Origin of the sequence: Streptomyces yokosukanensis, assembly GCF_001514035.1 — a bacterium.
GTDB classification, from domain to species: domain Bacteria; phylum Actinomycetota; class Actinomycetes; order Streptomycetales; family Streptomycetaceae; genus Streptomyces; species Streptomyces yokosukanensis.
This window is the reverse complement of the sequence record NZ_KQ948207.1, coordinates 438,054-459,559: the sequence shown is the minus strand read 5'-3', so window position 1 is coordinate 459,559 and position 21,506 is coordinate 438,054. Positions and strand designations below refer to the sequence as shown.

Annotated in this window: 25 protein-coding genes; 11 read left to right on the top strand and 14 right to left on the bottom strand. The window is 70.8% G+C overall.

All coding sequences use genetic code 11. The annotated features are described in order from the left end of the window. Positions 1-338: 338 nt before the first annotated feature. Positions 339-1,220: an SDR family NAD(P)-dependent oxidoreductase gene (locus AQI95_RS05190; protein WP_067118028.1), complete on the bottom strand. Its 882-nt coding sequence runs from the start codon at positions 1,218-1,220 to the stop codon at positions 339-341. A gap of 69 nt (positions 1,221-1,289) precedes the next feature. Between AQI95_RS05190 and AQI95_RS05185 the strand changes: the two genes are divergently transcribed. Next, positions 1,290-1,958, top strand: a complete 669-nt coding sequence (locus tag AQI95_RS05185) for a TetR/AcrR family transcriptional regulator (RefSeq protein WP_067118025.1) — start codon at positions 1,290-1,292, stop codon at positions 1,956-1,958. Between the two features lie 36 nt (positions 1,959-1,994). Here AQI95_RS05185 and AQI95_RS05180 read toward each other — a convergent pair whose 3' ends face one another. After that, positions 1,995-2,621 carry an isochorismatase family protein gene (locus AQI95_RS05180; RefSeq protein WP_067118751.1) on the bottom strand — a complete coding sequence of 209 codons (627 nt, stop codon included), beginning with the start codon at positions 2,619-2,621 and terminating at the stop codon, positions 1,995-1,997. A 177-nt stretch (positions 2,622-2,798) separates the two neighbouring features. Between AQI95_RS05180 and AQI95_RS05175 the strand changes: the two genes are divergently transcribed. Next, positions 2,799-3,308 carry a MarR family winged helix-turn-helix transcriptional regulator gene (locus AQI95_RS05175; RefSeq protein ID WP_279616993.1) on the top strand — a complete coding sequence of 170 codons (510 nt, stop codon included), beginning with the start codon at positions 2,799-2,801 and terminating at the stop codon, positions 3,306-3,308. 126 nt (positions 3,309-3,434) lie between these two features. Here AQI95_RS05175 and AQI95_RS05170 read toward each other — a convergent pair whose 3' ends face one another. After that, the gene (locus AQI95_RS05170; RefSeq protein ID WP_067118022.1) at positions 3,435-4,169 is read right to left on the bottom strand and encodes a hypothetical protein; all 735 of its coding nucleotides are present in this window, start codon (positions 4,167-4,169) and stop codon (positions 3,435-3,437) included. A gap of 256 nt (positions 4,170-4,425) precedes the next feature. On the opposite strand from AQI95_RS05170, the gene AQI95_RS05165 reads away from it, so the two are divergent. Further along, positions 4,426-4,620 carry a hypothetical protein gene (locus AQI95_RS05165; RefSeq protein WP_067118019.1) on the top strand — a complete coding sequence of 65 codons (195 nt, stop codon included), beginning with the start codon at positions 4,426-4,428 and terminating at the stop codon, positions 4,618-4,620. 89 nt (positions 4,621-4,709) lie between these two features. Here the strand turns inward: AQI95_RS05165 and AQI95_RS05160 are convergent, their stop codons facing one another. Together AQI95_RS05160 and AQI95_RS05155 are read right to left on the bottom strand one after the other, a co-directional pair. Beyond that, complete coding sequence (locus AQI95_RS05160; protein ID WP_067118014.1) at positions 4,710-5,672, bottom strand: SDR family NAD(P)-dependent oxidoreductase; 963 nt, start codon at positions 5,670-5,672, stop codon at positions 4,710-4,712. Between the two features lie 198 nt (positions 5,673-5,870). After that, positions 5,871-6,866 (bottom strand): GlxA family transcriptional regulator, encoded by a 996-nt coding sequence (locus AQI95_RS05155; protein WP_067118011.1) that lies wholly within the window; start codon positions 6,864-6,866, stop codon positions 5,871-5,873. A 142-nt stretch (positions 6,867-7,008) separates the two neighbouring features. On the opposite strand from AQI95_RS05155, the gene AQI95_RS05150 reads away from it, so the two are divergent. The 3 genes from AQI95_RS05150 (at position 7,009) to AQI95_RS05140 (ending at position 10,390) form a co-directional block, all read left to right on the top strand. Next, positions 7,009-7,599, top strand: a complete 591-nt coding sequence (locus AQI95_RS05150; protein WP_067118008.1) for a cysteine hydrolase family protein — start codon at positions 7,009-7,011, stop codon at positions 7,597-7,599. A gap of 288 nt (positions 7,600-7,887) precedes the next feature. Continuing rightward, on the top strand, positions 7,888-9,042 hold the full coding sequence (locus AQI95_RS05145; protein ID WP_067118005.1) for a hypothetical protein: 1,155 nt from the start codon (positions 7,888-7,890) through the stop codon (positions 9,040-9,042). A 109-nt stretch (positions 9,043-9,151) separates the two neighbouring features. Next, on the top strand, positions 9,152-10,390 hold the full coding sequence (locus tag AQI95_RS05140) for an MFS transporter (protein WP_067118002.1): 1,239 nt from the start codon (positions 9,152-9,154) through the stop codon (positions 10,388-10,390). Between the two features lie 65 nt (positions 10,391-10,455). Here AQI95_RS05140 and AQI95_RS05135 read toward each other — a convergent pair whose 3' ends face one another. Further along, complete coding sequence (locus AQI95_RS05135) at positions 10,456-11,127, bottom strand: TetR/AcrR family transcriptional regulator (protein ID WP_067117999.1); 672 nt, start codon at positions 11,125-11,127, stop codon at positions 10,456-10,458. A gap of 143 nt (positions 11,128-11,270) precedes the next feature. Here AQI95_RS05135 and AQI95_RS05130 point away from each other — a divergent pair, with 143 nt between their 5' ends. Together AQI95_RS05130 and AQI95_RS05125 are read left to right on the top strand one after the other, a co-directional pair. Continuing rightward, complete coding sequence (locus AQI95_RS05130) at positions 11,271-12,404, top strand: FAD-dependent oxidoreductase (protein WP_067117996.1); 1,134 nt, start codon at positions 11,271-11,273, stop codon at positions 12,402-12,404. Between the two features lie 50 nt (positions 12,405-12,454). Continuing rightward, entirely contained in the window at positions 12,455-12,730 is a 276-nt protein-coding gene (locus AQI95_RS05125) for a Rossmann-fold NAD(P)-binding domain-containing protein (protein ID WP_067117993.1), read from the top strand. Between the two features lie 36 nt (positions 12,731-12,766). Here the strand turns inward: AQI95_RS05125 and AQI95_RS05120 are convergent, their stop codons facing one another. Next, positions 12,767-13,396: a TetR/AcrR family transcriptional regulator gene (locus tag AQI95_RS05120; RefSeq protein ID WP_341849452.1), complete on the bottom strand. Its 630-nt coding sequence runs from the start codon at positions 13,394-13,396 to the stop codon at positions 12,767-12,769. A gap of 135 nt (positions 13,397-13,531) precedes the next feature. Between AQI95_RS05120 and AQI95_RS05115 the strand changes: the two genes are divergently transcribed. From AQI95_RS05115 to AQI95_RS05105, 3 genes are read left to right on the top strand one after another with little or no spacing between them, the layout of a single operon-like run. Further along, positions 13,532-14,722, top strand: a complete 1,191-nt coding sequence (locus AQI95_RS05115; protein ID WP_067117989.1) for a cytochrome P450 — start codon at positions 13,532-13,534, stop codon at positions 14,720-14,722. A gap of 7 nt (positions 14,723-14,729) precedes the next feature. Beyond that, on the top strand, positions 14,730-14,951 hold the full coding sequence (locus AQI95_RS05110; RefSeq protein WP_067117986.1) for a ferredoxin: 222 nt from the start codon (positions 14,730-14,732) through the stop codon (positions 14,949-14,951). Between the two features lie 36 nt (positions 14,952-14,987). Beyond that, a complete protein-coding gene (locus AQI95_RS05105; protein ID WP_208614072.1) occupies positions 14,988-16,004 on the top strand; it encodes an MFS transporter in 1,017 nt (338 codons plus the stop codon). 16 nt (positions 16,005-16,020) lie between these two features. On the opposite strand, the gene AQI95_RS05100 is transcribed toward AQI95_RS05105, so the two are convergent. The 7 genes from AQI95_RS05100 to AQI95_RS05070 form a co-directional block, all read right to left on the bottom strand. After that, positions 16,021-16,791 carry a cupin domain-containing protein gene (locus AQI95_RS05100; RefSeq protein ID WP_067117983.1) on the bottom strand — a complete coding sequence of 257 codons (771 nt, stop codon included), beginning with the start codon at positions 16,789-16,791 and terminating at the stop codon, positions 16,021-16,023. After that, on the bottom strand, positions 16,785-17,717 hold the full coding sequence (locus AQI95_RS05095; protein ID WP_067117980.1) for a DUF6807 domain-containing protein: 933 nt from the start codon (positions 17,715-17,717) through the stop codon (positions 16,785-16,787). The genes AQI95_RS05100 and AQI95_RS05095 overlap by 7 nt, the downstream gene beginning before the upstream one ends. Next, a complete protein-coding gene (locus AQI95_RS05090; RefSeq protein ID WP_067117977.1) occupies positions 17,714-18,829 on the bottom strand; it encodes a Gfo/Idh/MocA family protein in 1,116 nt (371 codons plus the stop codon). Before AQI95_RS05090 ends, AQI95_RS05095 begins: the two co-directional genes overlap by 4 nt. A gap of 118 nt (positions 18,830-18,947) precedes the next feature. Then, positions 18,948-19,358 carry an SRPBCC family protein gene (locus tag AQI95_RS05085; RefSeq protein ID WP_067117974.1) on the bottom strand — a complete coding sequence of 137 codons (411 nt, stop codon included), beginning with the start codon at positions 19,356-19,358 and terminating at the stop codon, positions 18,948-18,950. Further along, positions 19,355-19,819 (bottom strand): MarR family winged helix-turn-helix transcriptional regulator, encoded by a 465-nt coding sequence (locus AQI95_RS05080; protein ID WP_159056456.1) that lies wholly within the window; start codon positions 19,817-19,819, stop codon positions 19,355-19,357. The genes AQI95_RS05085 and AQI95_RS05080 overlap by 4 nt, the downstream gene beginning before the upstream one ends. A 44-nt stretch (positions 19,820-19,863) precedes the next feature. Beyond that, on the bottom strand, positions 19,864-20,958 hold the full coding sequence (locus AQI95_RS05075) for a response regulator (protein WP_067117968.1): 1,095 nt from the start codon (positions 20,956-20,958) through the stop codon (positions 19,864-19,866). After that, positions 20,951-21,193 carry a hypothetical protein gene (locus AQI95_RS05070; protein ID WP_067117964.1) on the bottom strand — a complete coding sequence of 81 codons (243 nt, stop codon included), beginning with the start codon at positions 21,191-21,193 and terminating at the stop codon, positions 20,951-20,953. The genes AQI95_RS05075 and AQI95_RS05070 overlap by 8 nt, the downstream gene beginning before the upstream one ends. Positions 21,194-21,506: the final 313 nt, after the last annotated feature.

Genomic DNA, 21,506 nt, shown 5'->3' with positions numbered 1-21,506 from the left:
CTGCGCCTGGCTCGACTCATGCCTGTCTCCCTGACTGGCCCGGCAGCCTCGCAGTGTCGTCCCCCGTCGAACGGGCCTGCGTCGTCCTCCCGGCGGCCTTGGGGGGCCTGCTGGTCCGTGCGTCCGACCGTATGGCCCCTTCCGCGCACGTGCACCCCAGGCGGTGCCCTCGGAGCACGGGGCAGTGGGACGACCGCGCGTCAGCAGGCCCGCCCTCGTCCAGGCCAGAGCGCACCCGTGAAGCGGCTCGGGGCCGCTCGAAGCACCCCCGTGCCGAAGGGGCATCCGGGTGAGCCTCGCTGTGCGGCTCTCACATGGCCCTCAGCGCCGGGCGGACGTCAGGGACGCTCTTCGGGCGGGAGTTGCACGGGGTAGGGCTCGTCGAAATCGGCCGAGCGGCTCACCTTCTCCCACGCGGTCGCCTCCGCGAGCTGGCGACGGGAGTAGTCCTGCGCCATGGTCACCGCGTTCACGCCCAGCAGCAGGTGGCCGGGGATCTGGTCGCGTCGCACGGTCCCTACGATGATCTCGGCCGCCCGGCGTGGATCGCCCGCCGCACCGGCCGTGCTCTGCCGCACGCGCCGGTTCATCGCGCCGACGGTCTCGTCGTACGCGTCCGGGATGTCGTGGACCGTCATGGAGGCACCGGCCCAGTCCGTGGCGAAGCCGCTCGGTTCCACGACCATGACCCGTACACCGAACGGTGCGGTCTCCGCCGCCAGGACGCGGCTGAACCCGTCGACCGCGAACTTGGCCGCCTGGTAGGAGGCGATGCCCGGCGATCCGCCGACCCGGCCGCCGACGGAGGAGAACTGCACCACGGTCCCCGCGCCCTGCACGCGCAGGACGGGCAGCGCGGCCTTCGTGACGTGGTAGACGCCCCAGAAGTTCGTCTCGAACTGGGCACGGAAGTCGTCGTCGTCCGCCGTCTCGACGGGCGAGACATTCGCGTACCCCGCGTTGTTCACGAGCACGTCGATGCGCCCGAAGTGCGCCACGGCCGCCTCGACCGCCGTACGGGCGGCATCCGGACTCGTGACGTCCAGGGCGAGAGGGAGGACGCGGTCCCCGTACTCGCCGAAGGCCTCCGCGACCGCCTCGGGGCGGCGGGCGGTGGCCACGACACGGTCCCCCGCCTCAAGGGCGGCGGCGACCAGAGCACGGCCGAAGCCGCGCGACGAACCGGTGATGAACCAAACCTTGGAATCCTGTCGACTCATACCGTTAGTACAACACCGTTCTCTTAATAACGCAACACTGTTCCCTTACGGGTTTCTATGATGTCCTGCATGAATGAGCCCGCCTTCCGGCGTGCGCGCAGCGCCGAGGCCAAACAGGCACGCCAAGACGCGATCCTGGAAGCCGCCCGCACACTCGGCCGCCGGCATGGCATTCGCGACGTCACCCTCACCGACATCGCCACCGCCGTGGACATGCACAAGTCCGCCCTGCTGCGCTACTTCGAGACACGCGAGCAGATCTTCCTCGAACTGACGGCGGAGGGCTGGCGGCAGTGGTCCTCCGACCTGCGCGGCGATCTGCGCCGCAGAGAGCGGGCCACCCCCGCCGAGATCGCTGCCGTCCTCGCCGGCACGCTCGCGACGCGTCCCCTGTTCTGCGATCTGCTCGCACAGGCGCCCCTGAACCTGGAGCGGAACGTGTCGATGGAGTCGGTGCGCTCCTTCAAGCTCACGACCCTGGGCGAGGTCGAGCTGATCGGCGCGGAGCTGACCCGGCTGCTCCACCTGACCGAGCAGCAGATCCTCGACACGATCTCCACGGCCACCGGCATGGCCGGGGCGCTGTGGCAGATGGCCACCCCCGGTGCGCGCCTGCGCGAGCTCTACACGAGCGACCCGCGGCTCGGCCACGCCATCGTCGAGGTGGAACCCCGCCTCGCCCGCATCCTGACCGCCCTCCTCACCGGGCTCGGCGCGCCGTCGGCCGCGACCGCCTGAGGCCCGGCAAGATCCGCGGGCAGGCCCGGGTCCTGGCTAGCCGCCGTAGGCCGCGGAGATCTGGCCGACCAGGACGGCGAAGGGCATGTCGAGGGCGGCGTAGAGGGCGCCGGACTCGGCAGCGGCGTTGTCGGCCAGGGCCTCGACCATGAGAGTGGCGTAGTCGCTGACGATGACGCCCGCCTGCTGCATGCGCAGCAGTCCGGCCTCACGCTTGGCACGGCTGAAGGTGCCGGACGCGTCCACGGCGACGTACGCGTCGTGCCCGGCGGCCGTCGCGGAGATCGCGGGCAGGGCCGCGCACACCTCCAGTGACACTCCGGCAAAGATCAGCTTGGGGCGGCCGGTGGCCTCGACGGCCTCACGGACCCGGTCGTCGTGCCAGGCGTTGACCGTACTGCGGTCGATGATCTTCTGCCCGGCCGGCAGCGCCTCGACCAGTTCGGGGACGGTCGGCCCCCACATGCTGTCGGCCGCGGTGGTGGTGACGACCAGCGGGATGCCCAGTACGGTCGCCGCTCGCGCCAGCGCCACCACATTGTGCTTCAGCTCGCCGACCGAGATGTCCCGGACGCCGGACAGGAGGCCCACCTGGTGGTCGACCAGCACCACAGCGGCGTTCTGCCGCGTGACCGTTTCGAGGAACCTGCTGCGCTCGCTCATCATCCGCTCCTTCGAGGATCGAGCCGGTCACACCAGTCACCAAACGTGACAGTCAAGATTGGTGACTAATTTGACCGTATACCCGCCCCGTCCGCTCCACAAGCATCGCCCCGGGCAGCTCGGCTCGGATCCGCCTGGGGCCGCCCGAGCCGACTTCGCCCGCGCATAAACTCGCCGGTGACCGCAGTGGCGCGGCAGACGATCGCCGAGACGGGAGAGGCGTTGACCGGGCACCAGACCACACAACCGGACCTCGGTGTGCTCGCCGCCCGGGTCCTCCTGTCGGTTCAGCGCGAGCTGTTCACCGCCCTCGCGGAACAGGGCTTCGACGACATCGCCCCGCGCGCCGGAGCCGTCCTCGCCCACCTGCGCACCGAGGGCATCCGGGCCAGCGAAGTCGCCCGCCTGTCCGGACAGCACAAACAGGTCATCGGCTCCCTCGTCGACGACCTCGAACACCTCGGGTACGTCGAGCGCAGACCCGACCCCGCGGACCGCCGGGCCAAACTGATCTGCCCGACCGAGCGCGGCCTGCTCCAGATGCAGGCCGCCGCGTCCATCATGCGTGCCATCGAGGAACGCCACGCCGCGGTACTCGGCACCGCCGAGTACGCCGCCTTCAAGACAGCCCTCAACCGAGTGGCCGAACTCCAGCAACAGGCCGGCCACGACAGCCGGACGGTCTGAGGCAGCCGCGGCAGCTGACGGGCTGACGGCACCGGAGTCGTCCCTGGCGTCCCTCGACAGGGCGTGCGACCTGGCCGATCCTCGCCCGCCGCATCAGGGCGGCGGCCGCCCACGGCTGACCGGGCTTCAGGCCCGCAGTCGTTCCCGGTCCCCCATCACCACGACGGGATGCCGCAGCGGATCCAGGACGCGCAGGAGGGTCCTCATGCCCGACTCCGGCACGGTGACGCAAGCCGACGTGCCGTCACCGTGGTCCATGTGCAGCCAGATCCCGCCCCCCTTCTCCACTCCGTCGGGCCGGTTCCAGTCGAAGGGTGGAACGCCCTTGAACCGGTTGTAGTCGATGGCGATGACGTAGTCGAAGTCGTGATCGTGGGCCTCGCCCGGAAGAAGCATGGACTCGAAGGTGCTGTAGTCGTGCCAGTACGTCAGTCGGCTCCCCGGATCCTCCAGGGTGCCGCCCGCGTCGGTGAGCGAGAACACGCCGACGGGACTGTGCTCGTCGTCCATGTGATGGTCCGTCGTCCAGCCCAGCCTGCCGTTGTGCGCCGGCCAGCCGGCCGTTCGCTCCCAGGCCGAACCCCTCTTCTGGTAGAGGACTACGACGCTGTAGGGCGAGTCCCAGCGCTCGCCGTAGACCACCACCACCTGCCGGGCACGAGCCGGCACCCGCTTCCAGATCCGCTCCCCGACACCCGCCGGACGGGTCGGCGCGGCCCGGCGGGGAGACGCCGACGCCACACCCGGCGCACCGCCGGGCAGGCTTCGCTCGGCCTTGTGATCACATGCCGTGGCAGCGCTCAGCAGCACACCGGCGGTGACACTCGCACATATCGCACGACGTAGTCCGCCCCGTCGCACTCGCCGACGACGGGGCGAAGCCTCGATGACACTCCACATGATCACGATCCTGCGGCCGGACCGACGCCCCCCGCATCCGGACGCGGCATCCGGCCCAACCGCATGGCGCACGCGTCGTCATCCGGCGCAAGGCAGCAGGGACATCGGCACCGGCCGACGCGGTCGCCTTCGGGCCGCAGGCATGACTTCGGCAAAGACACCGCCCGGGCCTGGCACGTCCCCGTAACCCGCACAGGCAACGTCCGTTGCCCTCGGCGTGAACGAACTCCTCCACCCCGCACCCGACGCACCGGACACACCCGAACCGCGCCTGCCCCTGCTCACCCTCACCGAAGCGCACGAACTCCTCGACGTCCTGCACCACTTCGGCATGACCGACCACGACTGGGGAGCGCAAGCCCGACACCTCGCGGCCGAACTCGCGGCCCGCGTCCCCATCTACGACACCTGAGTACGAGGCGCCTCCCACCCTCGTCTCCACCCCACACCCACCCAGCGCCGGGCCCAGGCGTCCGGCACTCGGTCAGGTGATCGCCGTGCCTAGGCGGCGAACGCGTCGACGCCCGTCAGTTCCGCCGACAGTTCCCACAGCCGAGCCGCCTGGTCCGGGTCGATCGCCCAGTCCTTGACGCCGGCGCTCTCGTCGCCTTCCCGCGCGGGTTCGGCGACATCGCAGTCCTCCAGGTAGACACCGCCGAGCCCGTCGAGCTGCGGCGAGGTCGCCGCCCAGACCTGGGTGGCCGCGCCCTGCTGCGTGGTCTTGAAGGCCTCGGGATGCAGGACGTTGCCGTCCTCGTCGATCCAGCCGCGCTCGATCATCTCCTCCTTGGGCAGATGCCGCTGGAGCGGGGTGATGATGCCGCCGGGGTGCAGGGCGAAGGCGCGGACGCCGGCGTCGCGGCCGAGCTTGTCGAGCTGGACGGCGAACAGGACGTTGGCGGTCTTGGCCTGGCCGTACGCCTCCCACTTGTCGTAGCCCCGCCGCCAGTGGACGTCGTCCCAGCGGATCCCGGAGAAGTGGTGGCCGCGCGAGGAGACGGAGACGACCCGGGCACCACCCGGTGCGATCGCGGGCCACAGCCGGTTGACGAGGGCGAAGTGGCCGAGGTGGTTGGTGGCGAACTGGGCCTCCCAGCCGGGCCCCACCCGGGTCTCCGGGCAGGCCATGATCGCGGCACTGTCGATCACGATGTCGATGGTGCGTCCGGAGGCGAGGAACCGCTCGGAGAAGCCGCGCACGCTGTCCAGGTCACCGAGGTCCAGCTCGTCCAGCTCGACGCCGGGGATGTCGGCCAGCGCCTGCCGGGCGACGGCGGGGCGGCGGGCGGGCACGACCACGTGGGCGCCCGCCTCGACGAGCGAGCGCGTGGTCTCGACGCCGATGCCCGAGTAGCCCCCCGTGACCAGGGCGAGCTTTCCGGTGAGATCGATGCCGTGCAGGACGTCGTCGGCCGTGCTGGTGGCGCCGAAACCAGATCCGATCTTGTGCTGTGCAGTGCTCATGTCCGGAACGTTACGAATTCGAGTGCACTTGAAGTCAAGCCGAACCACGTCACCGACCGATTCCCACGCCGTGGCGCGGCGCGCGTCGAGGCCGGCCGCCCCTTGACGACGCCCGCCGCCCCCTGACGAGGCCCGCCGCCGCTTGACGGGGCGCTCCCCCCCCCGAGGGCCCCTTGTCGCGGCGAACCTCCGGTGTGCTCAGTGGGTGACGGCGTGCCGGAACCGGTTGCGGTACTCGGTAGGGGTGATGTCGAGGCGCCGACGGAAGACCCGGATCAGGGTGTCGATGGTTTTGAACCCGCAGAGCACCGCGATGCGATCAAGGGTGTCGTCCGTGGTCTCCAGTCGGCTGCGGGCCGCTTCGAGACGTACGGATTCGACGTAGGCGCCGGGTGTGGTACCCATCTCGTCGCGGAAGAGCCGGTTGAGGTGGCGCTCGCCGATGCTGGCGTGGGTGGCCAGGTCGGCGACGGTCAGCGGCCTGGTGAGGTGCTGGCTGATGTGGAGGCGCAGCTGATCCATGCGGCGGGAGGTGGGCCCGGTTTCGAGGGGCACGCTGAACTGGCTCTGGCCGCTGGGGCGTTTGAGGTACATGACAAGCTGTCGGGCGACGCGCAGGGCGGCGGGTTCGCCGAAGTCCTCGGCGACCAGGGCGAGCGACAGATCGAGACAGGCGGTGAGGCCTGCGCCGGTCCATATGTTGCCCTGGCGGATGAAGATGGGGTCCGGGTCGACGTCGACGGCCGGGTGGTCGGCGGCCAGCTGCCGGGCGGTCGACCAGTGGGTGGTCGCCCGCTTGCCGTCCAGCAGTCCGGCCGCGGCGAGCAGATGTGCGCCGACGCACACCGAGGCGATACGGCGCGACCGCCCGGCGAGTTCCTTGACACGGGCGACCACGTCGGGGTCGACGAGGGCATGGATCTGGCGACGGTGGTCGACGTCGACGGAGCCCGGGACGAGCAGGGTGTCGATGCGGCGCCGGGCCGCGTCCTCGAAGGTGATGTCGGGGACGACACGCACTCCGGCGCAGGTGGTCACGGGTTGCAGGCTTTCGGCGGCCAAGCTGACGTGATAGCCGGGGTCGCCCTCCATCTCACGGCGCAGCAGCGCAAATACCTCGGGCGGTCCGGTGATGTCGAGGAGATCGACGCCTTCGAACAGCACGATGACGACAAGTCTTCGGATGTGGCTCATTCGGTTCCCCCCGGATGTCCGGGCGGCATGTCACTATCTGCAAGTTTTACGACATTGCCGCCAACTGGGCCGGATCGTACCGTCTTCTCGGCCGCTGCGGATGGCCGAAAACTTCCGATGTACTGTGCGAGAAAGGGCAGTTGTGCCTTCGAAAACCCTGCGTGATCTCAGTGCCCTCGACCAGACCCCGGCCGCGCTCGGGCAGTCGACACTGATCCTGATCGACATCCAGAACACATACACCCAGGGCGTCATGGAGCTGGAGGGCTGGGAGGCGGCGCTCGACCGTGCGGTGGAGCTGCTGGAGGCTGCCCGAGCGGCCGGTGCCAAGGTCATCCACGTCCGGCACGACGGCGGCGAGGGCAGCCCGTACGACCTGAACGCCGAGATCGGGCAGATCCACAAGAGGGTCGCGCCCCTCGATGGCGAGTCGGTCGTCACCAAGCAGGCCCCGAACGCGTTCCACGGCACCGACCTCGGCGAGCTGGTGGACGCGGCCGGGAACACCGATGTGGTGCTGGCCGGCTTCATGACGCACATGTGCATCGCCTTCACCGCCCAGGGCGCGTTCCTGCGCGGGAACCGGCCCACCGTGGTGGCGGACGCCACCGCCACACGGTCGCTGCGGACGGACGTGGCCGAGGTCTCCGCCGCGCAGCTCCACCACAGCGCTCTCGCCACCGTCGCCGACCTGTACGGCGTGGTCGTTCCGTCCGCCGCGTCCCTGCGCTGACGCCGGATCGGACCGGAACTCCGCCGCGGAGAACGGTAGTTGCCCCCGTACGATCCGTTCTCCGCGGCGGCACGGCGTCCCGCCGCCGCTGGGCGGCGACGCCGTCTGATCGAGAAGACCGTGATGTCCGACGCCGAGCCGCGCCGCCGATCTGTGACGCCGATCTGCGACGCCGACGTCCGATGCCACGGAAAGCGGCCGCACATCCGACGGCCGCCGGGGGCAAGCGTCCTGCACTACGCGCGTATATGGGGATATCGCGCGCCATTTCGAGGGGGATGACAGAAAGTGCCCACCCGTAGAACCGTTCTCGCCGCCACCGCCGCCACCGCGGCGGCCGCCGCTCTCACCAACGTCGCGGCGACCGGTGCGGCCCACGCCGACACCGCCACCACCGACGCCGCCCGCAAGAAGACGGCCCGCGACAACATCCGCGCCGTCGACACCGGCATGCGCACCAACTACGACACCCTGCGCGCCAACCTGACCCAGCACCTCGGCCCCGTCATCATCGTCAGCAACGACATGGTCGGCGGCACGTACTACCTCGTGAACAACGGCAAGGTCATCGAGACGATCAGGCCCGTCGACGAGGTGTTCGAGCTGGCCAAGTCCATAGCCCACACCCCGCTCGGCATCTACTCCGTCTGCGCCCCGTACCTGGACCCCAAGAACATCCTGGCGGCACAGGCGCAGTACGTCGACCCGCACGACCTCGCGATGGTCGCCTTCACGGGCCCCAAGGACACCAGCTGGATCACGCCGCTCCAGACGTTCGCCAACACCCTCGACACCGCCCGCCGGACACTGGAGGACGCCGTCCTCCCGGCCGATCTCCACGACTCGTGCGCGTTCATCCTGGACCACGCGCACGACTACATCAGCGACACCATCCGCAAGCGCGAGTTCGACATGAAGTCCTTCGAGGACTTCTCCGGCGCCGTGTACCCGAGCATCCGGACGAACATGTACTGGTCGTCCAAGGTGCAGATCCAGGGCGTCTCCGACCTGATGACGCGCTGGCGCAAGCAGGTCGGTGACGACGCCTGGTCCGGCCTGTACGCGGTGGTGCTGTCGTTGTGGACCACCTACGAGCTGAACCAGAACAGCATCATCATCAAGAACTTCATGAACGAGTCCGAGGTGGATTCGCACCTGATCGACCTGATGACCGCTCAGACGCCCGCCGACCCGGTCGCCGTGGCCCTGGACAACCTGGCGCGCATCGTGCAGGACAACATCGCGGCCGAGATGGTCTTCGCCACCGACCAGACCACCGCCGACGCCCTCAAGGGCAGGCAGGACCTTCTCTCCACCGAGATCCTCCAGCTCCTCGGCGGCGGCACCGGCGCCAACGCGGCCTCCGCGATCACCAAGGGCCAGGCCAACCAGCTGGTGTGCCCCTTCCACAACCGGTCGGCAGCCACGCCGGCCCTCGTCTGAGCGCTCACCGGCCGAACACCCCGTACTCCCCGTACTCCCCGAAGGCTTCCCCATCCGCGGACACCGTCTCGCGGCCGGCGGAAGCCTTCGGGCATTTCCAAGGGAAACAGTGAAAACCTCACCCGTACTTCATCGCGCGGCCAGACTCTGGGCCCTTGTCGGTCTGGTACTCCTCGCACTGAACCTGCGTGCCGGCATCACCGGCGTGTCGCCCCTGCTCAGCCAGCTCCAGCACGCCTGCCACCTCACCGGTGCACAGCTCAGCGTCCTGGCCACTCTGCCCGTGCTGTGCCTCGGCGTCTTCGCCTCCGTCGCCGCGCCGATCGCGCGCCGTATCGGCACCGAGACCACCGTGGCCGCGGCCCTCACCCTCCTCACCGCCGGCGTGCTGATGCGAGCCCTGCCCTCGCCCTTGCTCCTGTTCGCCGGTACGGTCCTGACTGGTGCCGGGATCGCCCTCGGCAACGTCCTGCTGCCCGCCGTCATCAAGCGCCACTTCGCCGACCGCATCGGCTCCCTCACCGGTGTGGCGATGATGCTCATGGCAGCGAGCGGGGCCGTCGCCGCCGCTCTCGCCGTCCCCTTGGCCGACGCCGCCGGATGGCGTATCGCGCTCGCCGCCTGGGCGCTGCCCTCCCTGCTCGCGGCTCTCGCCTGGGGGCCGCTCGCCGTACGCGGTCACCGGCGGCCCGCGCACGAGCGGTCGCACCGCTCCGACAGGTCACCGAGCCTCCTGCGCTCCCCCCTCGCCTGGGCCGTCTCCGCCTTCCTCGGCCTGGTCTCGCTGCTGTTCTACGCGCTCATGGCGTGGCTTCCCGAGATCATGCATGCCGACGGCTACAACCGCGCGGAGGCCGGAATGATGGTGTCGGTCATCCAGATCATCAGCATCCCCCTCGGCTTCGCCGTCCCCGTGCTCGCCGCCCGGCCGGCCACCCGGCGCCCGCTGATCGCAGGCATCGCGGCGACGAAGGCCGCCGGGCTCCTCGGGTTGCTCCTCGCACCGCACGCCGGATGGGTGTGGATCTGCGCACTCGGCGTCGCCACGGGCAGCGCGTTCCCGCTCGCCTTCACCCTGCTCGGCCTGCACTCTCCCACCCCGCAGGTCGCGGCCCGGCTGTCCGGCATGGCGCAGACCGGCGGCTATCTCATCGCCGGAGCCGGCCCCCTGGTCATGGGCCTCCTCCATGCCGCCACCGGCACGTGGAGTGTGCCGCTCCTGCTGCTGCTCGCCTTCCTCGTCCCCGAGACGGTCTCCGGACTGCTGGCCAGCCGCCCCGCGTCCGTCCAACCCGGCGACAGCGCGGACACCCGCAGCGAGCTCCCCCGACTCCAGACGGCCCGCTGACCCACCACTGCCCGAATACCGGCACTCGGGGCTCGACGCCTCGGCGAGGGTGGGCCGGTCGGCGGCTACCGGCGAGCGGCGATCCCGGTGAGGATGAGGTCGATCCCGGCGAGGAACTCCGTGCGGTCGTCGTGCTCGCGCAGTTGGCCGGCGACGTCCCGGGTGAACGCGTACTGGCCGGGGTCGAGTTCTGCCCACGCGGTCGCCACGGTGTCCAGGAACTCGGTCCGGTCCGTGCCCGGTTGGACCGTGCGGGTGTTGACGGCGTTCTGGCCCGCCACGCCGAGGATGTAGTTCATCAGCGCGGACGCCGCGGTGAACTGGGCGGCTTCGGGCACGCGCAGCGCCTGGACCTGGCGCCCGACGCGTTCGAAGACCCGCAGCATCGGCGACTGCCACGATGTACGGGCGAGCTGTGCGCCGACCCACGGGTGGGCGTCGATCGCGTCGAACACGCCGAGCGCGAGGGCGCGGATCGCTTCCTGCGGCGTCGCGTCGGTGTCGGCGCCGGCGATGGCGGGGCCGACGACGGCTTCGGCGGCGGCGGCGAGGAGTTCGGTCTTGCCCGTGACGTGCCAGTAGATCGCCCCGGGGCCCGTCGCGAGGCGCTCGGCCAGCGCGCGGAACGTGAGACCGCCCTCGCCCACCGTGTCGAGGAGTTCGACGGCAGCGCTGACGATGCGCTCCCGGGAGAGTGGTTCCTGCCGTCGTTCCGGACGACGCGTCCTGGCTGCCATGCACCCCATCCTAGACCTACCTGGAACACCGTTCCAGCTTGACAACGCCTGGAACACCGTTCCACTCTGGACTCGCTGGAACAGCGTTCCAGAGGTGTCTGCCGGGCGTCCGCCCAGCGGTCCGCGATCAGGGAGGAAGCACCATGACCACTGCGGTCACGATCATCGGCGCGGGGCTCGGAGGGCTGACGCTCGCCCGCGTCCTGCACGTCCACGGAATCCCGGCCACGGTCTACGAGGCCGAGCCCTCCCCGACGGCACGCCCGCAGGGCGGGATGCTCGACATCCACGACCACAACGGCCAACCGGCCCTGCGGGCAGCCGGCCTGATCGAGGAGTTCCGCGGCCTCGTCCTGGAGGGGCGCGAGGCGACGCGGGTCCTCGCCCCGGACGGAACCGTCCTGTTCGACGAACCCGACGACGGCACCCGTGGACGCCCCGAGGTGCAGCGCGGTGCGCTGCGACAGATCCTGCTCGACTCGCTCCCGGCCGGGACCGTCCGGTGGGGCCACAAGGCCAGCGGCGTCCGCGCCCTCGGCGACGGCCGCCACCAGGTGACGTTCGCCGACGGCACGAGCGTCGCCACCGGTCTGCTGGTCGGCGCGGACGGCGCGTGGTCACGGGTCCGGCCGCTGGTCTGCGACGCGTCACCCGAGTACGTCGGCCTCTCGTTCATCGAGACCTACCTGTACGACGCCGACAGCCGGCACCCGGCCGCCGCGAAAGCGGTCGGCGGCGGGGCGCTGTTCGCGCTCGCGCCGGGCAAGGGGATCCAGGCTCACCGGGAGAGCGGCGAGACCCTCCACACCTATGTGGCCCTCCGGAAGTCGCAGGACTGGTTCGCCGGTGTCGACTTCACCGATCCCGCCGTGGCCACAGCCCGGATCGCGCGGGAGTTCGACGGCTGGGCGCCGGAGCTGACCGCACTGATCACCGACGGCGACACCGCACCGGTCCTGCGCCCGATCCACGCCCTGCCCAGCGGCCACCGGTGGAATCGAGTGCCGGGGGTGACCCTGCTCGGCGACGCCGCCCACCTCATGCCGCCGTCCGGCGAAGGCGCCAACCTGGCGATGTACGACGGCGCCGAACTCGGCAAGGCCGTCGCCGCGCATCCCGACGACATCGAGGCCGCGCTCACCGCGTACGAGCAGGCCCTCTTCCCCCGCAGCGCCGAGGCCTTCACCCATGCCGTCCGCGTCAACGAGTTCTGCTTCGGCGACAACGCGCCCCACAGCTTGATCGACATGCTCACCGGACACGACCAGACCCCATGACCACGCCACGGTGACGCTCCCCAGGAACAGCTCTTGGCGGCCCGTTTCCCGTGTGCGTCTCGGCGCGGCGTCCCGAGCCGGGCCGGTTCCCCGACGGCGGCGGCGTGTTCGCCGCGGATCCCACCGTCCCGGCCGGCCTCGGCCCGGGCTTCGAAGGCGTCGGGCAGGTGTTCCTCTACGCCAACCACGACGGAGTCGACGGCGTCATCGAGACCGCCCGCGCCGCCGGGGTGGACCGCATCGTGCTGTTGTCCTGTACCGGCCCGTTGCACCGACCGCGCCGATCCATGAGCGGGACGTCGCCGCCGTCGCCTGTGCGGCACTGACCGTCCTCGGTCTCGCCGGGGTGCGCCGCCCTTCGCCTACTCGCGCCCATCCTCGCTCAGGAGCCCTTCGAGCGCCGTGAGGACGTGGCCGCAGATCTCGTCCGGTTCGGCGCTCGCCAGCGGCTCCTGGCCGACCACGACCCGCATCAGGCCGATGCCCAGCAGCCAGGCCATGGCCAGCTGGGCACGCAACGTGCTGTCGTCGGCCGAGGAGAGGGCGGCGAGCGCGGCGGCGTACTCCTCCCCCAGCGCACGGACGGTCTCCGGGGCGGCGTCGGCGCTGCCGATGGAACGCAGGTAGACGGCCAGCAACCGGTCCGTGCCGGGTTTGCCGCCCTTCGTGAGGACACCGCGCAGCGCGGTCTCGAACAGACGCTCCGCCGGCGTGTTGATCAGCTGCTCCTTGCCCCCCTGGGCCATGACTTCGGTGAGCAGGGCTTGCTTGGAGCCGAAGTAGCGGAATATGAGCGCCTGGTTCACTTCGGCGCGGCCGGCGATCTCACGGACGGTCGCCGCCTCGTATCCGCGCTCCGCGAAGACCGCGCCGGCCGCGTGGAGGATGCGTGCACGGGTCCCCTGGGCGTCACGCGGCCGGGGCGGGGCGTTCTCGGTCACGGGGCCGTCGCCCGGCCGGTCCTGATGCCGCGTGTGCTCGCTGGTGTCCACCGTCTGCTCCCTTGCCGCCGTGAGCCTGCCCGCGCCTGACGAGGAGCCGTAAGAGTAACGGCTGATTACCGTCGTTGACCGCCCGGTATGTACGTATTAGCATTGTAAGCGCATGCTTACATAAGGGAGGCAGCAGTGACGGCAACGGATCACACACCCCTCGCCTATCCCTTCAACTCCAGCCGGGACCTGGCCCTGTCCGACGCGTACGAGCAGGCCCGGGAGGCTCCGGGACTGCTGCGCGTCCAGCTGCCGTACGGAGAGCCGGCCTGGCTCGCCACCCGCTACGCGGACGCGCGGCTGGTCCTCGGCGATCAGCGCTTCAGCCGGGCCCTGGGCCTCGAACACGACGAACCGCGCTCCTCCGAGGGCCGGCGGGACAGCGGGATCCTCAGCATGGATCCACCCGACCACACCCGGCTGCGCTCGCTGGTCGCCAAGGCCTTCACCGTCCGGCAGGTCGAGAAACTGCGCCCGCGGATCAGGGAGTTGACGTCCACACTGCTCGATCGAATGGAGGCGGCAGGGCCTCCGGTCGACCTGGTCGACAGCTACGCCCTGCCCATCCCGGTCGCGGTGATCTGCCGGCTTCTCGGGGTGCCGGAGGAGGACCGTCCGCGGTTTCGCGCGTGGAGCGACGCGGCACTGTCCACCAGCTCACTGACCGCCGAGGAGTTCGACCGCAATCGCGAAGAGCTGCGCGCGTACATGGCCCAGCTGATCACCATCCACCGCCGGCAGCCGCAGGACGACCTGATGACGGCGCTGATCGAGGCGCGCGATCACGGCGACCGGCTGTCCGAGCTGGAGCTCGTCGATCTGTGCGTCGGCGTTCTCGTCGCCGGCCACGAGACCACCGCGACCCAGATCCCCAACTTCGTGCTCACCCTTCTCGACCATCCGCAGACGCTGTCCCGCCTGCGCGACGAGCCCACGCTGATCACGAGCGCGGTCGAGGAGCTGCTGCGCTTCGTACCGCTGGGCAGTGGAGCCGGCCAGCCGCGCTACGCCAAGGAGGACATCGAGGTCGGTGGCACGCTGGTGCGGGCCGGGGAGCCGGTACTGGTCGCCATCGGCGCCGCCAACCGCGACGCGCTGCGCTTCACCGAGGGCGGCACGCTCGACATCTCCCGCAGCGGCAACGCCCATCTGGGCTTCGGCCACGGTGTCCACCACTGCCTGGGCGCCCCCCTGGCCCGCCTCGAACTCCAGGAGGCCATCGGCGCTCTGGTGGCCCGTTTCCCACGGCTGCACGTCGCCGGTGACATCACATGGAAGACCGAGATGCTGGTGCGCGGCCCTCGCGTGATGCCGGTGGGGTGGTGAGGCGGCCATGACCTGGCACCTGCACATCGACTCCGACCGCTGCATCGGCTCCGGTATGTGCGCCGGAACGGCACCGGACCTGTTCGTCCTCGACGAGGACCGTTCACGCCCGGTGAGCGAGCACATCCCGGAGGGAGACGAACGCGCCCTGGAAGCCGCCGACATCTGCCCGATGCTGGCCATCACCGTCCGCGACGCGGACGGGAAGGAGATCGCTCCCCGCGACTGAACCCGCCTCGACACCTCCTGTGCCTATCCGACCGCGATGCTGCTCATCCACCGCCGTGCGCAGGGCGCCGGGCTGGACAAGCCGCCGGGCGGCGTGCTCGGCGGGCTGCAGATCGCCGGAATCGCCACCGCTTCCCTCGGACTGCCCATCGACGGGGCCCTGGTCGGCGTGCTCGGCTGGCGGTCGGTCTTCTTCGCCAACGTACCGGTCGCGCTGATCGCACTCGTCGCGACACTCACCTGGGTCTCGCCCGACGGCCCGCTCGGCCGCCCGCTGCGCTTGCGGGAGACGGCCTCACGCCTCGACCTCGGCGGCATCGCCGGGTTCGCCCTCGCGATGATCGCGCTGCTGCTGTTCCTGTTCGGGCTGCCGACCGCGAACTGGTACCTGCTGGGCATCTCTGTCGTGCTGTGGGTGGCGCTCGTACTCTGGGAACTTCGCGCCCAGACGCCCTTCCTCGACGTGCGGATGCTCGTGTCCAACAGGGCGCTCGCCGGCACCTATCTGCGGTTCGGCCTGGCCACGCTCTGCCTGTACGTCGTCCTGTACGGGATCACCCAGTGGGTCGAGGGCGCACGGGGAGTCGGCGAGACGGAAGCCGGTCTGCTCCTGCTCCCGATGACGGTGGTCTCGGGCCTGGTCATCTCGCCGGTCTCCCGACGGAATCTGGTCCGCAGCCCGGTCGTCGCCGCGGCGATCGCCTGCCTCCTCGGCTCGGCCGGGGTGCTCGTCCTCGGCGCCTCCGCCTGGATCGGCTGGGTCGTGGTCATCACTCTCCTCTTCGGCCTGGTCATGGGATTCTCCGCCGCGGGCAACCAGACCGCCCTGTACTCCCAGGCACCCCCCGAACAACTCGGCACCGCGTCCGGGCTGTTGCGCGCCTTCGGCTACATCGGCTCGATCGCGTCGTCAGCCATCACCGGGATCGTCTTCCACTCCAGCGTCAGCGACAGCGGCGTCCACCTCATCGCCTGGATCATGATCGGCGTCAGCCTCGCCCTGATCCTGATCTCCGTCCTCGACGGCACGCTGCCGCGAAGGACCGTTTCCTAGCTCCCGCCCTCACCCACTAGCTCGCGGGCTCACCGTCGTACGGCGGTGTGGTGCCCGGCAGGGCGTACTCGTCCCGGCGTCCGCACATCCCGAAGCCGCCGAGGCGGCTCGGCTCGCTCCGGTACGCGGTCGCGTCGGCGAGGTGGGCGGGGTCGCCGGAGTCGAGGGCGTCGAGTTGGGCGCCGGTGCGTTCGGCTGCGGCGAGGGCGCCGGCCCTCCACAGCTCGCGCCAGGCGGGCACCCGGGCGCGGACCATGCGGGCGGCGGCCTGCTGGAAGGCGCAGTAGGGGCCGCGGTCCCCGGCGGTCATGGCCGCGCACAGGGCGAGATAGCCCTCGACGGCGAGGTCCCGGCGGCGCCGGGCGGCGGCCTCGGTGTCCGCTCCGGTGCCCGGCGGCAGGGTGGCCGCGGCGGCGTAGCGGTCGGGGTCGGCGAGCACCTCGGGCGGGAACGTGAACACGGCGTCCCCGGCCTCGGGCAGTCCGCCGTTCTGCATCAGCACCGTGATCCGCAGATCGCCGCCCTGCACCATGCGGTGCACGGTGCCCGGTGTGAACCAGGCGACGGAGCCGGGCCGCAGCGGGATGTCCCGGTAGCCGTCGGGGCTCAGGGTCTGCACCGCACCCCGGCCGCCGGTGACGACGTACGCCTCGGTGCAGACCAGGTGCAGGTGGGGGCTGCCGCCGCAGACGCCGTCGGCGGCTTCCCAGTCGTAGGCGCTCAGGTGCGACAGGCCGATGGCTCCGGGCAGCGGATGGGACGGCGCGGGATCGGCTTCGCTCACCACGGCAGGCCCTCCAGATGGCGGCCGACCCGGTCGCGGTCCCAGGCGCCGTCGGCGATCACGACCCGGTAGCGGTAGCCGAAGCTCTCCCCCGGCGGCAGGGCGAACTCCTCGAAGAAGGCCCAGGAGAACGCGACCGTCGGGATCGGCTCGGAGCGCACGAACCAGTGCGAGGCATGGATCGCGGACGACTCGTCCAGGTTCTCCGGGGCGTGCGCGAAGACGAGCGTGGAGTGGGTGTCGGTCCCGTCGTGCTCGGCGGTGAAGGCCAGCCACGGACCCTGAGTGCCCATCGCCCTCTCGGCGCCGACGCCCGGTTCGGAGTCCGGCGTGAACACGCCGCCGCCGGTGAAGTCGCGCGGACCGCGCCACTGCAGCCCGGTGTAGCCGGCCCTCTCGCGGCCCTCGGTGGTGGGCGAGCCGAACAGCAGGGTCTGGTCATGGACGTTGGTGAGGCGGATGGACCAGTCCAGGGTCCAGGCGCCGGTCTCCTCGTCCACCGTGTGCACGGCGAGGCCGCGCACCTCGCGGGCCCATGCCCGGCCGCCGTTCTCGACCCAGGTCAACTCCTCGGTGAGGTCGAGGCGTTCGTCGGTGACGGTCAGGTCGGTGAAGCCGTCGTGCCGCATCGAGCCGACCCGGTCGGGCAGCCGGAGGTAACCCTCGCCGTGGACGTAGCAGTTGCCGCCCCAGAAGTTCTGCCCGGACAGGTGACTGGCCGTCATCTGCAGGCCCTTGTGCCAGCGGTGGTCGCTCGGCCGGTATCCGGTCACCGTGCTCCCGGCGAGGGTCCGCACCGGGTGGGCGTACGGTTTGCGAGCCTCGAAGGCGTCCGGATCGGGGCGGTAGACGTAGCGGAGGATCTCGGTGCCGTTCGGCGCCTCGACCGCGAGGTGCTCGCCGTGGACGTGGCTGACTCTGATGGTCATGCGCGCTCCTTCGGGGCCCAGTCGGGGTGGTCGCCGTGCATGGCCGCGTAGTAGGGGTCGCCGGGTCCGATCTCGCCCGCCCGCACCGGCTGCCCGGTGAACGCCGCCTTGTACAGGGCGGCGGCGAACTCCAGGGTGGCGCGCGCCTCGGAGCCGCTGCCCGGGGGCCGCTCGCCCGTGTCGAACGCGTCGAGGAGGGCGCCGAGTTGGGCGGTGTGCGAGCTGGGTACGTCGGCGGCGGGGGTGCGCCAGGCCCGGGCGCGCTCGGGGTCGACGTGCGGGGCGGGGGTGTAGGCCCAGTCGTCGTTGGCGTGCCCGTACAGGTGGGTGAGCTCCAGCGTGGCGTCGGTGCAGTCGACGCGGATGCGGCTGACCTCGTCCGGGGACAGGACGCTGTTGACGACGGTGGCGAGGGCGCCGCCGCGGAAGCGGACCAGGGCGGTGGAGACGTCCTCGCTCTCGACGTCGTGGACCAGCCGGGCCGCCATCGCCCGTACCTCCTCCCACTCCCCCAGCAGGTGCAGCAGCAGGTCGTACTGGTGGATGCCGTGGCCCATGGTCGGGCCGCCGCCCTCGCCGGCCCAGCGGCCGCGCCACGGCACGGCGTAGTAGCCGGCGTCCCGGTGCCAGGTGGTCTGGCAGTGCGCCACCAGCGGGGCACCCAGCTCACCGCGCGCGATCAGGTCCCGGGCGTGTACGGCGCCGGAGCCGTACCGGTGCTGGAAGACCACCGAGGCGTAGCCGCCGGAGGCTTCCTCGGCGGCGGCGATGTCGTCGTACTCGGCGAGGGACAGACACAGCGGCTTCTCGCACAGCACCCAGGCGCCGGCTCTGAGCGCGGCCACGGTCTGCTCCCGGTGCAGCGCGGGCGGGGTCCCGACGAGGACCAGGTCAGGACGTACGGTGTCCAGCATGGCCTCGGTCGAGGCGAACCCGGCGACCCGCGCACCCGCTGCGGCCCGGAACGCGTCCAGCTTGCGCTCGTCCACATCGACGGCGGCGACGAGTTCGACGCGCTCGGCATGGGCTCTGAGCGCGGGGAGATGGCTGCCGGTGACAATGGCGCCGGTGCCGATGACGGCGACTCGGCGGCGGGGTACGGGCAGGGACATGCGACTCCTGAGGGTCGGCCGGACGGAGTGCGAGCGCCCCTGGAAAGCGGGGCCGTTCGGAGGCATCGGCACCACATGACCACCACAGCTTGCCAGCGGCAGCAGCGGGTCGACGCCATCACGTCCGGTCGGCTTCGAGGATCTCCTTGAGGGTGGCCAGTTCGGTGTCGACCAGGTCGGCCTGCTCCCGGAAGGCGGCTTCGGTCAGGGTCGGCGGCCGATGGAAGGTGATCATGAAATCGGCGCCGTCGCCGTTGGGGACCACGCGGGCCGGCACCCGCCAGGAGGCGGTGTCGTCGACGAAGTCGTGGTCGAGGATGCCGAACTCGGAGTTGCCGCGCAGACGCAGCTTGGCAGGACCGAGCGGGGTGGACATCTGCCACCAGTCCGGGTCGTCGGTGGGCTCGATGGACCGGACGTTGACCACCGCCCACTTCGGCCAGTTGGCCGGGTCGGCGAGGAAGGCGTAGACCTGGTCGTACGGGCAGTCGATGCTGACGGACTTGGTGAGGGAGAGCGAGGTGCTCATCGTTCGCTTCTTTCAGGGGGGGTGTGCGGTGCGGGGTGGGCTTCACCCACCAGGTGCCTGATCCACTCCTCCAGCTGCCGGCGCCGGTCGGCGTCCAGAGAGCCGAAGTAGTGCGTGTCGTTCCGGTCGGCGATCTCGGCCAGTTCCGGCACGAGGGACTGACCCTGTTCGGTCAGTACGAGCCGGACCGTGCGCCGGGAGACCGGGTCCGGCTCACGACGGATCAGGCCCTTGACGGCAAGACGGTCGACCAGACGGGAGACGGCTCCCGGGTCGATGTCCATGTGTGCGGCCACGGCCTTGGTGGTGTCATGGCCGTGGAACACACTGATCATCACCCCCCACTGGGAGACGGTGACGCCATGCCGGTCGAGTTCGGCCTCGAACCGGCCGTGGACCTCGTCGGACAGGCGCCGGAGCCAGTAGCCGAGGTGGTCGTGGAGTCCGCTGGTCGTGTTCACACATCCATCATTGTTGTTGCGACAACACTTGTCAAGGCAATTAGTCATTGCTCTCGGGCGAGGCGGCGTTGTTCGAGATAGATGCCGGTGAACACCGCGACCTTCGCGCGCAGGACCCAGGGATCGAAGGGTTTGCCGATGTAGTCGACCGCGCCGGCCGCGTAGCCGCGGGCGGAGTGTTCGGCGTCGGTGCCCATGGCGGTGAGGAAGATGATGGGGACGTCGTGGGTGCGGGGGCGCCGTTTGATGTGGGCGGCGGTCTCGTAGCCGTCCATGTCGGGCATCTGGACGTCCATGATGATCACGGCGAAGTCCTCGTGGTCCAGCAGGGCCTTGAGTGCCTCGCGGCCGGAGGAGACGGCGACCAGCTCCTGGTCGAGGGTGGACAGGACGGCGGTCATGGCCAACAGGTTGTCCGGCTGATCGTCGACGATGAGCACCTTGGGCATGGCCCGCGGGGCCGCCGGTGGCACGGCGACGACGGGCTGGACCTGCTCGACCGCTTCCAGCTGCCGTTCCAGCAGGGTGCAACGCTCCTCGGCTTCGTCGCGCTGCTTCTGCGCTTCGTGGAGCTGGGACGACAGGCGGGTGACCTCGTCCTGGAGCTGGTCGCGTTCCTGGAGCAACTCGGTGGCGTCGCTGTGGGCCGCGGCGAGGCGTTGGGCTCGTTCCCGCTCCGCGCTCCATTCGGCCTCCAACTGGTTCAGGCGCACCTCCAGATCGGCGATGCGATGCTTGCGGTCCAGCAGCGCGTCGCTCAGCGCGTCGCCGCGGGCGGTGGAGCGGCGTGAGACACGGTCGGCTTCGGCGAGTTGCTGCTCGAGCACCTCGACCGCGTGGCGGGGTGAGGTGCTGGTCTCGACGGCCGCCCGGTGCAGGCGGCGGACCAGTTCGATGGCGTCCGGGGTGGCGGCCATGCCGCGGTGTTCGGCGACATCGGTGAACAGGTCCATCACCGCTTCCCAGGGCGGGACCCGGGTCCCGCTGAGATAGCGTGAGAAGGTGCCTGCGTCGCGCACGCGGCGGGCCGCGTAGCGGCGGACCGAGACCTCCAGGCCTTCGAACAGCTCCCGCAGCGCCATGGCCAATGCCCGGCACTCCGGTGTCAGGTCCGGGGCCAGTGGGCGCAGTTCACCCATGGACGCCACCGCCCTTGGCTCCCGCCCGGCGTACAGCGGGTTCGCGGTGGACGGTGTCCGGGGCGATCACCTGGTTGAACACCGTCACGGCTCCGCCCGCGGCGCCGAGCCCGGTGAGCACGCCGCCCACCATCCCGTTGCCGGCCAGCACCGACAGCAGGCCGGCGGCCACACCGGCCAGTGCGGCGAGTAACAGCACGAGTGCCGACCTCACCGACACGAGCGAACGATCCATCGGACCTTCCCTTCCTCATCCCGGCGGGCACCGGCCGGGTCGGCGCGCCCCGGATGGGCCGCCGTGCGAACGAGCCACACAATGGCGACCGTTGGGACCGTTGCGCCGGGCAATCGCCGAACCGGCAACGTCCAGGGCCCGTTGCCACCCCACCCCACCGGCGCGCAACACCGACGAGCCGCAGGTCAGGGCCGACGGACCGGCAGATGTTGCGGCAACACCCGCAGCAACGCCGGACCTGGTGCCGCCACTTCGGCCTCGCCCTTTCGCACCGCACGGCGTACGGTCCGTTCCGTAGCCCGCCCGAGTGCCG

Bases quoted from the DNA above. Each gene is read 5' to 3' on its own strand.
- AQI95_RS05190 (WP_067118028.1), bottom strand. From the start codon at position 1,220: ATGAGTCGACAGGATTCCAAGGTTTGGTTCATCACCGGTTCGTCGCGC.
- AQI95_RS05185 (WP_067118025.1), top strand. From the start codon at position 1,290: ATGAATGAGCCCGCCTTCCGGCGTGCGCGCAGCGCCGAGGCCAAACAG.
- AQI95_RS05180 (WP_067118751.1), bottom strand. From the start codon at position 2,621: ATGAGCGAGCGCAGCAGGTTCCTCGAAACGGTCACGCGGCAGAACGCC.
- AQI95_RS05160 (WP_067118014.1), bottom strand. From the start codon at position 5,672: ATGAGCACTGCACAGCACAAGATCGGATCTGGTTTCGGCGCCACCAGC.
- AQI95_RS05155 (WP_067118011.1), bottom strand. From the start codon at position 6,866: ATGAGCCACATCCGAAGACTTGTCGTCATCGTGCTGTTCGAAGGCGTC.
- AQI95_RS05135 (WP_067117999.1), bottom strand. From the start codon at position 11,127: ATGGCAGCCAGGACGCGTCGTCCGGAACGACGGCAGGAACCACTCTCC.
- AQI95_RS05130 (WP_067117996.1), top strand. From the start codon at position 11,271: ATGACCACTGCGGTCACGATCATCGGCGCGGGGCTCGGAGGGCTGACG.
- AQI95_RS05110 (WP_067117986.1), top strand. From the start codon at position 14,730: ATGACCTGGCACCTGCACATCGACTCCGACCGCTGCATCGGCTCCGGT.
- AQI95_RS05105 (WP_208614072.1), top strand. From the start codon at position 14,988: ATGCTGCTCATCCACCGCCGTGCGCAGGGCGCCGGGCTGGACAAGCCG.
- AQI95_RS05095 (WP_067117980.1), bottom strand. From the start codon at position 17,717: ATGACCATCAGAGTCAGCCACGTCCACGGCGAGCACCTCGCGGTCGAG.
- AQI95_RS05090 (WP_067117977.1), bottom strand. From the start codon at position 18,829: ATGTCCCTGCCCGTACCCCGCCGCCGAGTCGCCGTCATCGGCACCGGC.
- AQI95_RS05085 (WP_067117974.1), bottom strand. From the start codon at position 19,358: ATGAGCACCTCGCTCTCCCTCACCAAGTCCGTCAGCATCGACTGCCCG.
- AQI95_RS05075 (WP_067117968.1), bottom strand. From the start codon at position 20,958: ATGGGTGAACTGCGCCCACTGGCCCCGGACCTGACACCGGAGTGCCGG.
- AQI95_RS05070 (WP_067117964.1), bottom strand. From the start codon at position 21,193: ATGGATCGTTCGCTCGTGTCGGTGAGGTCGGCACTCGTGCTGTTACTC.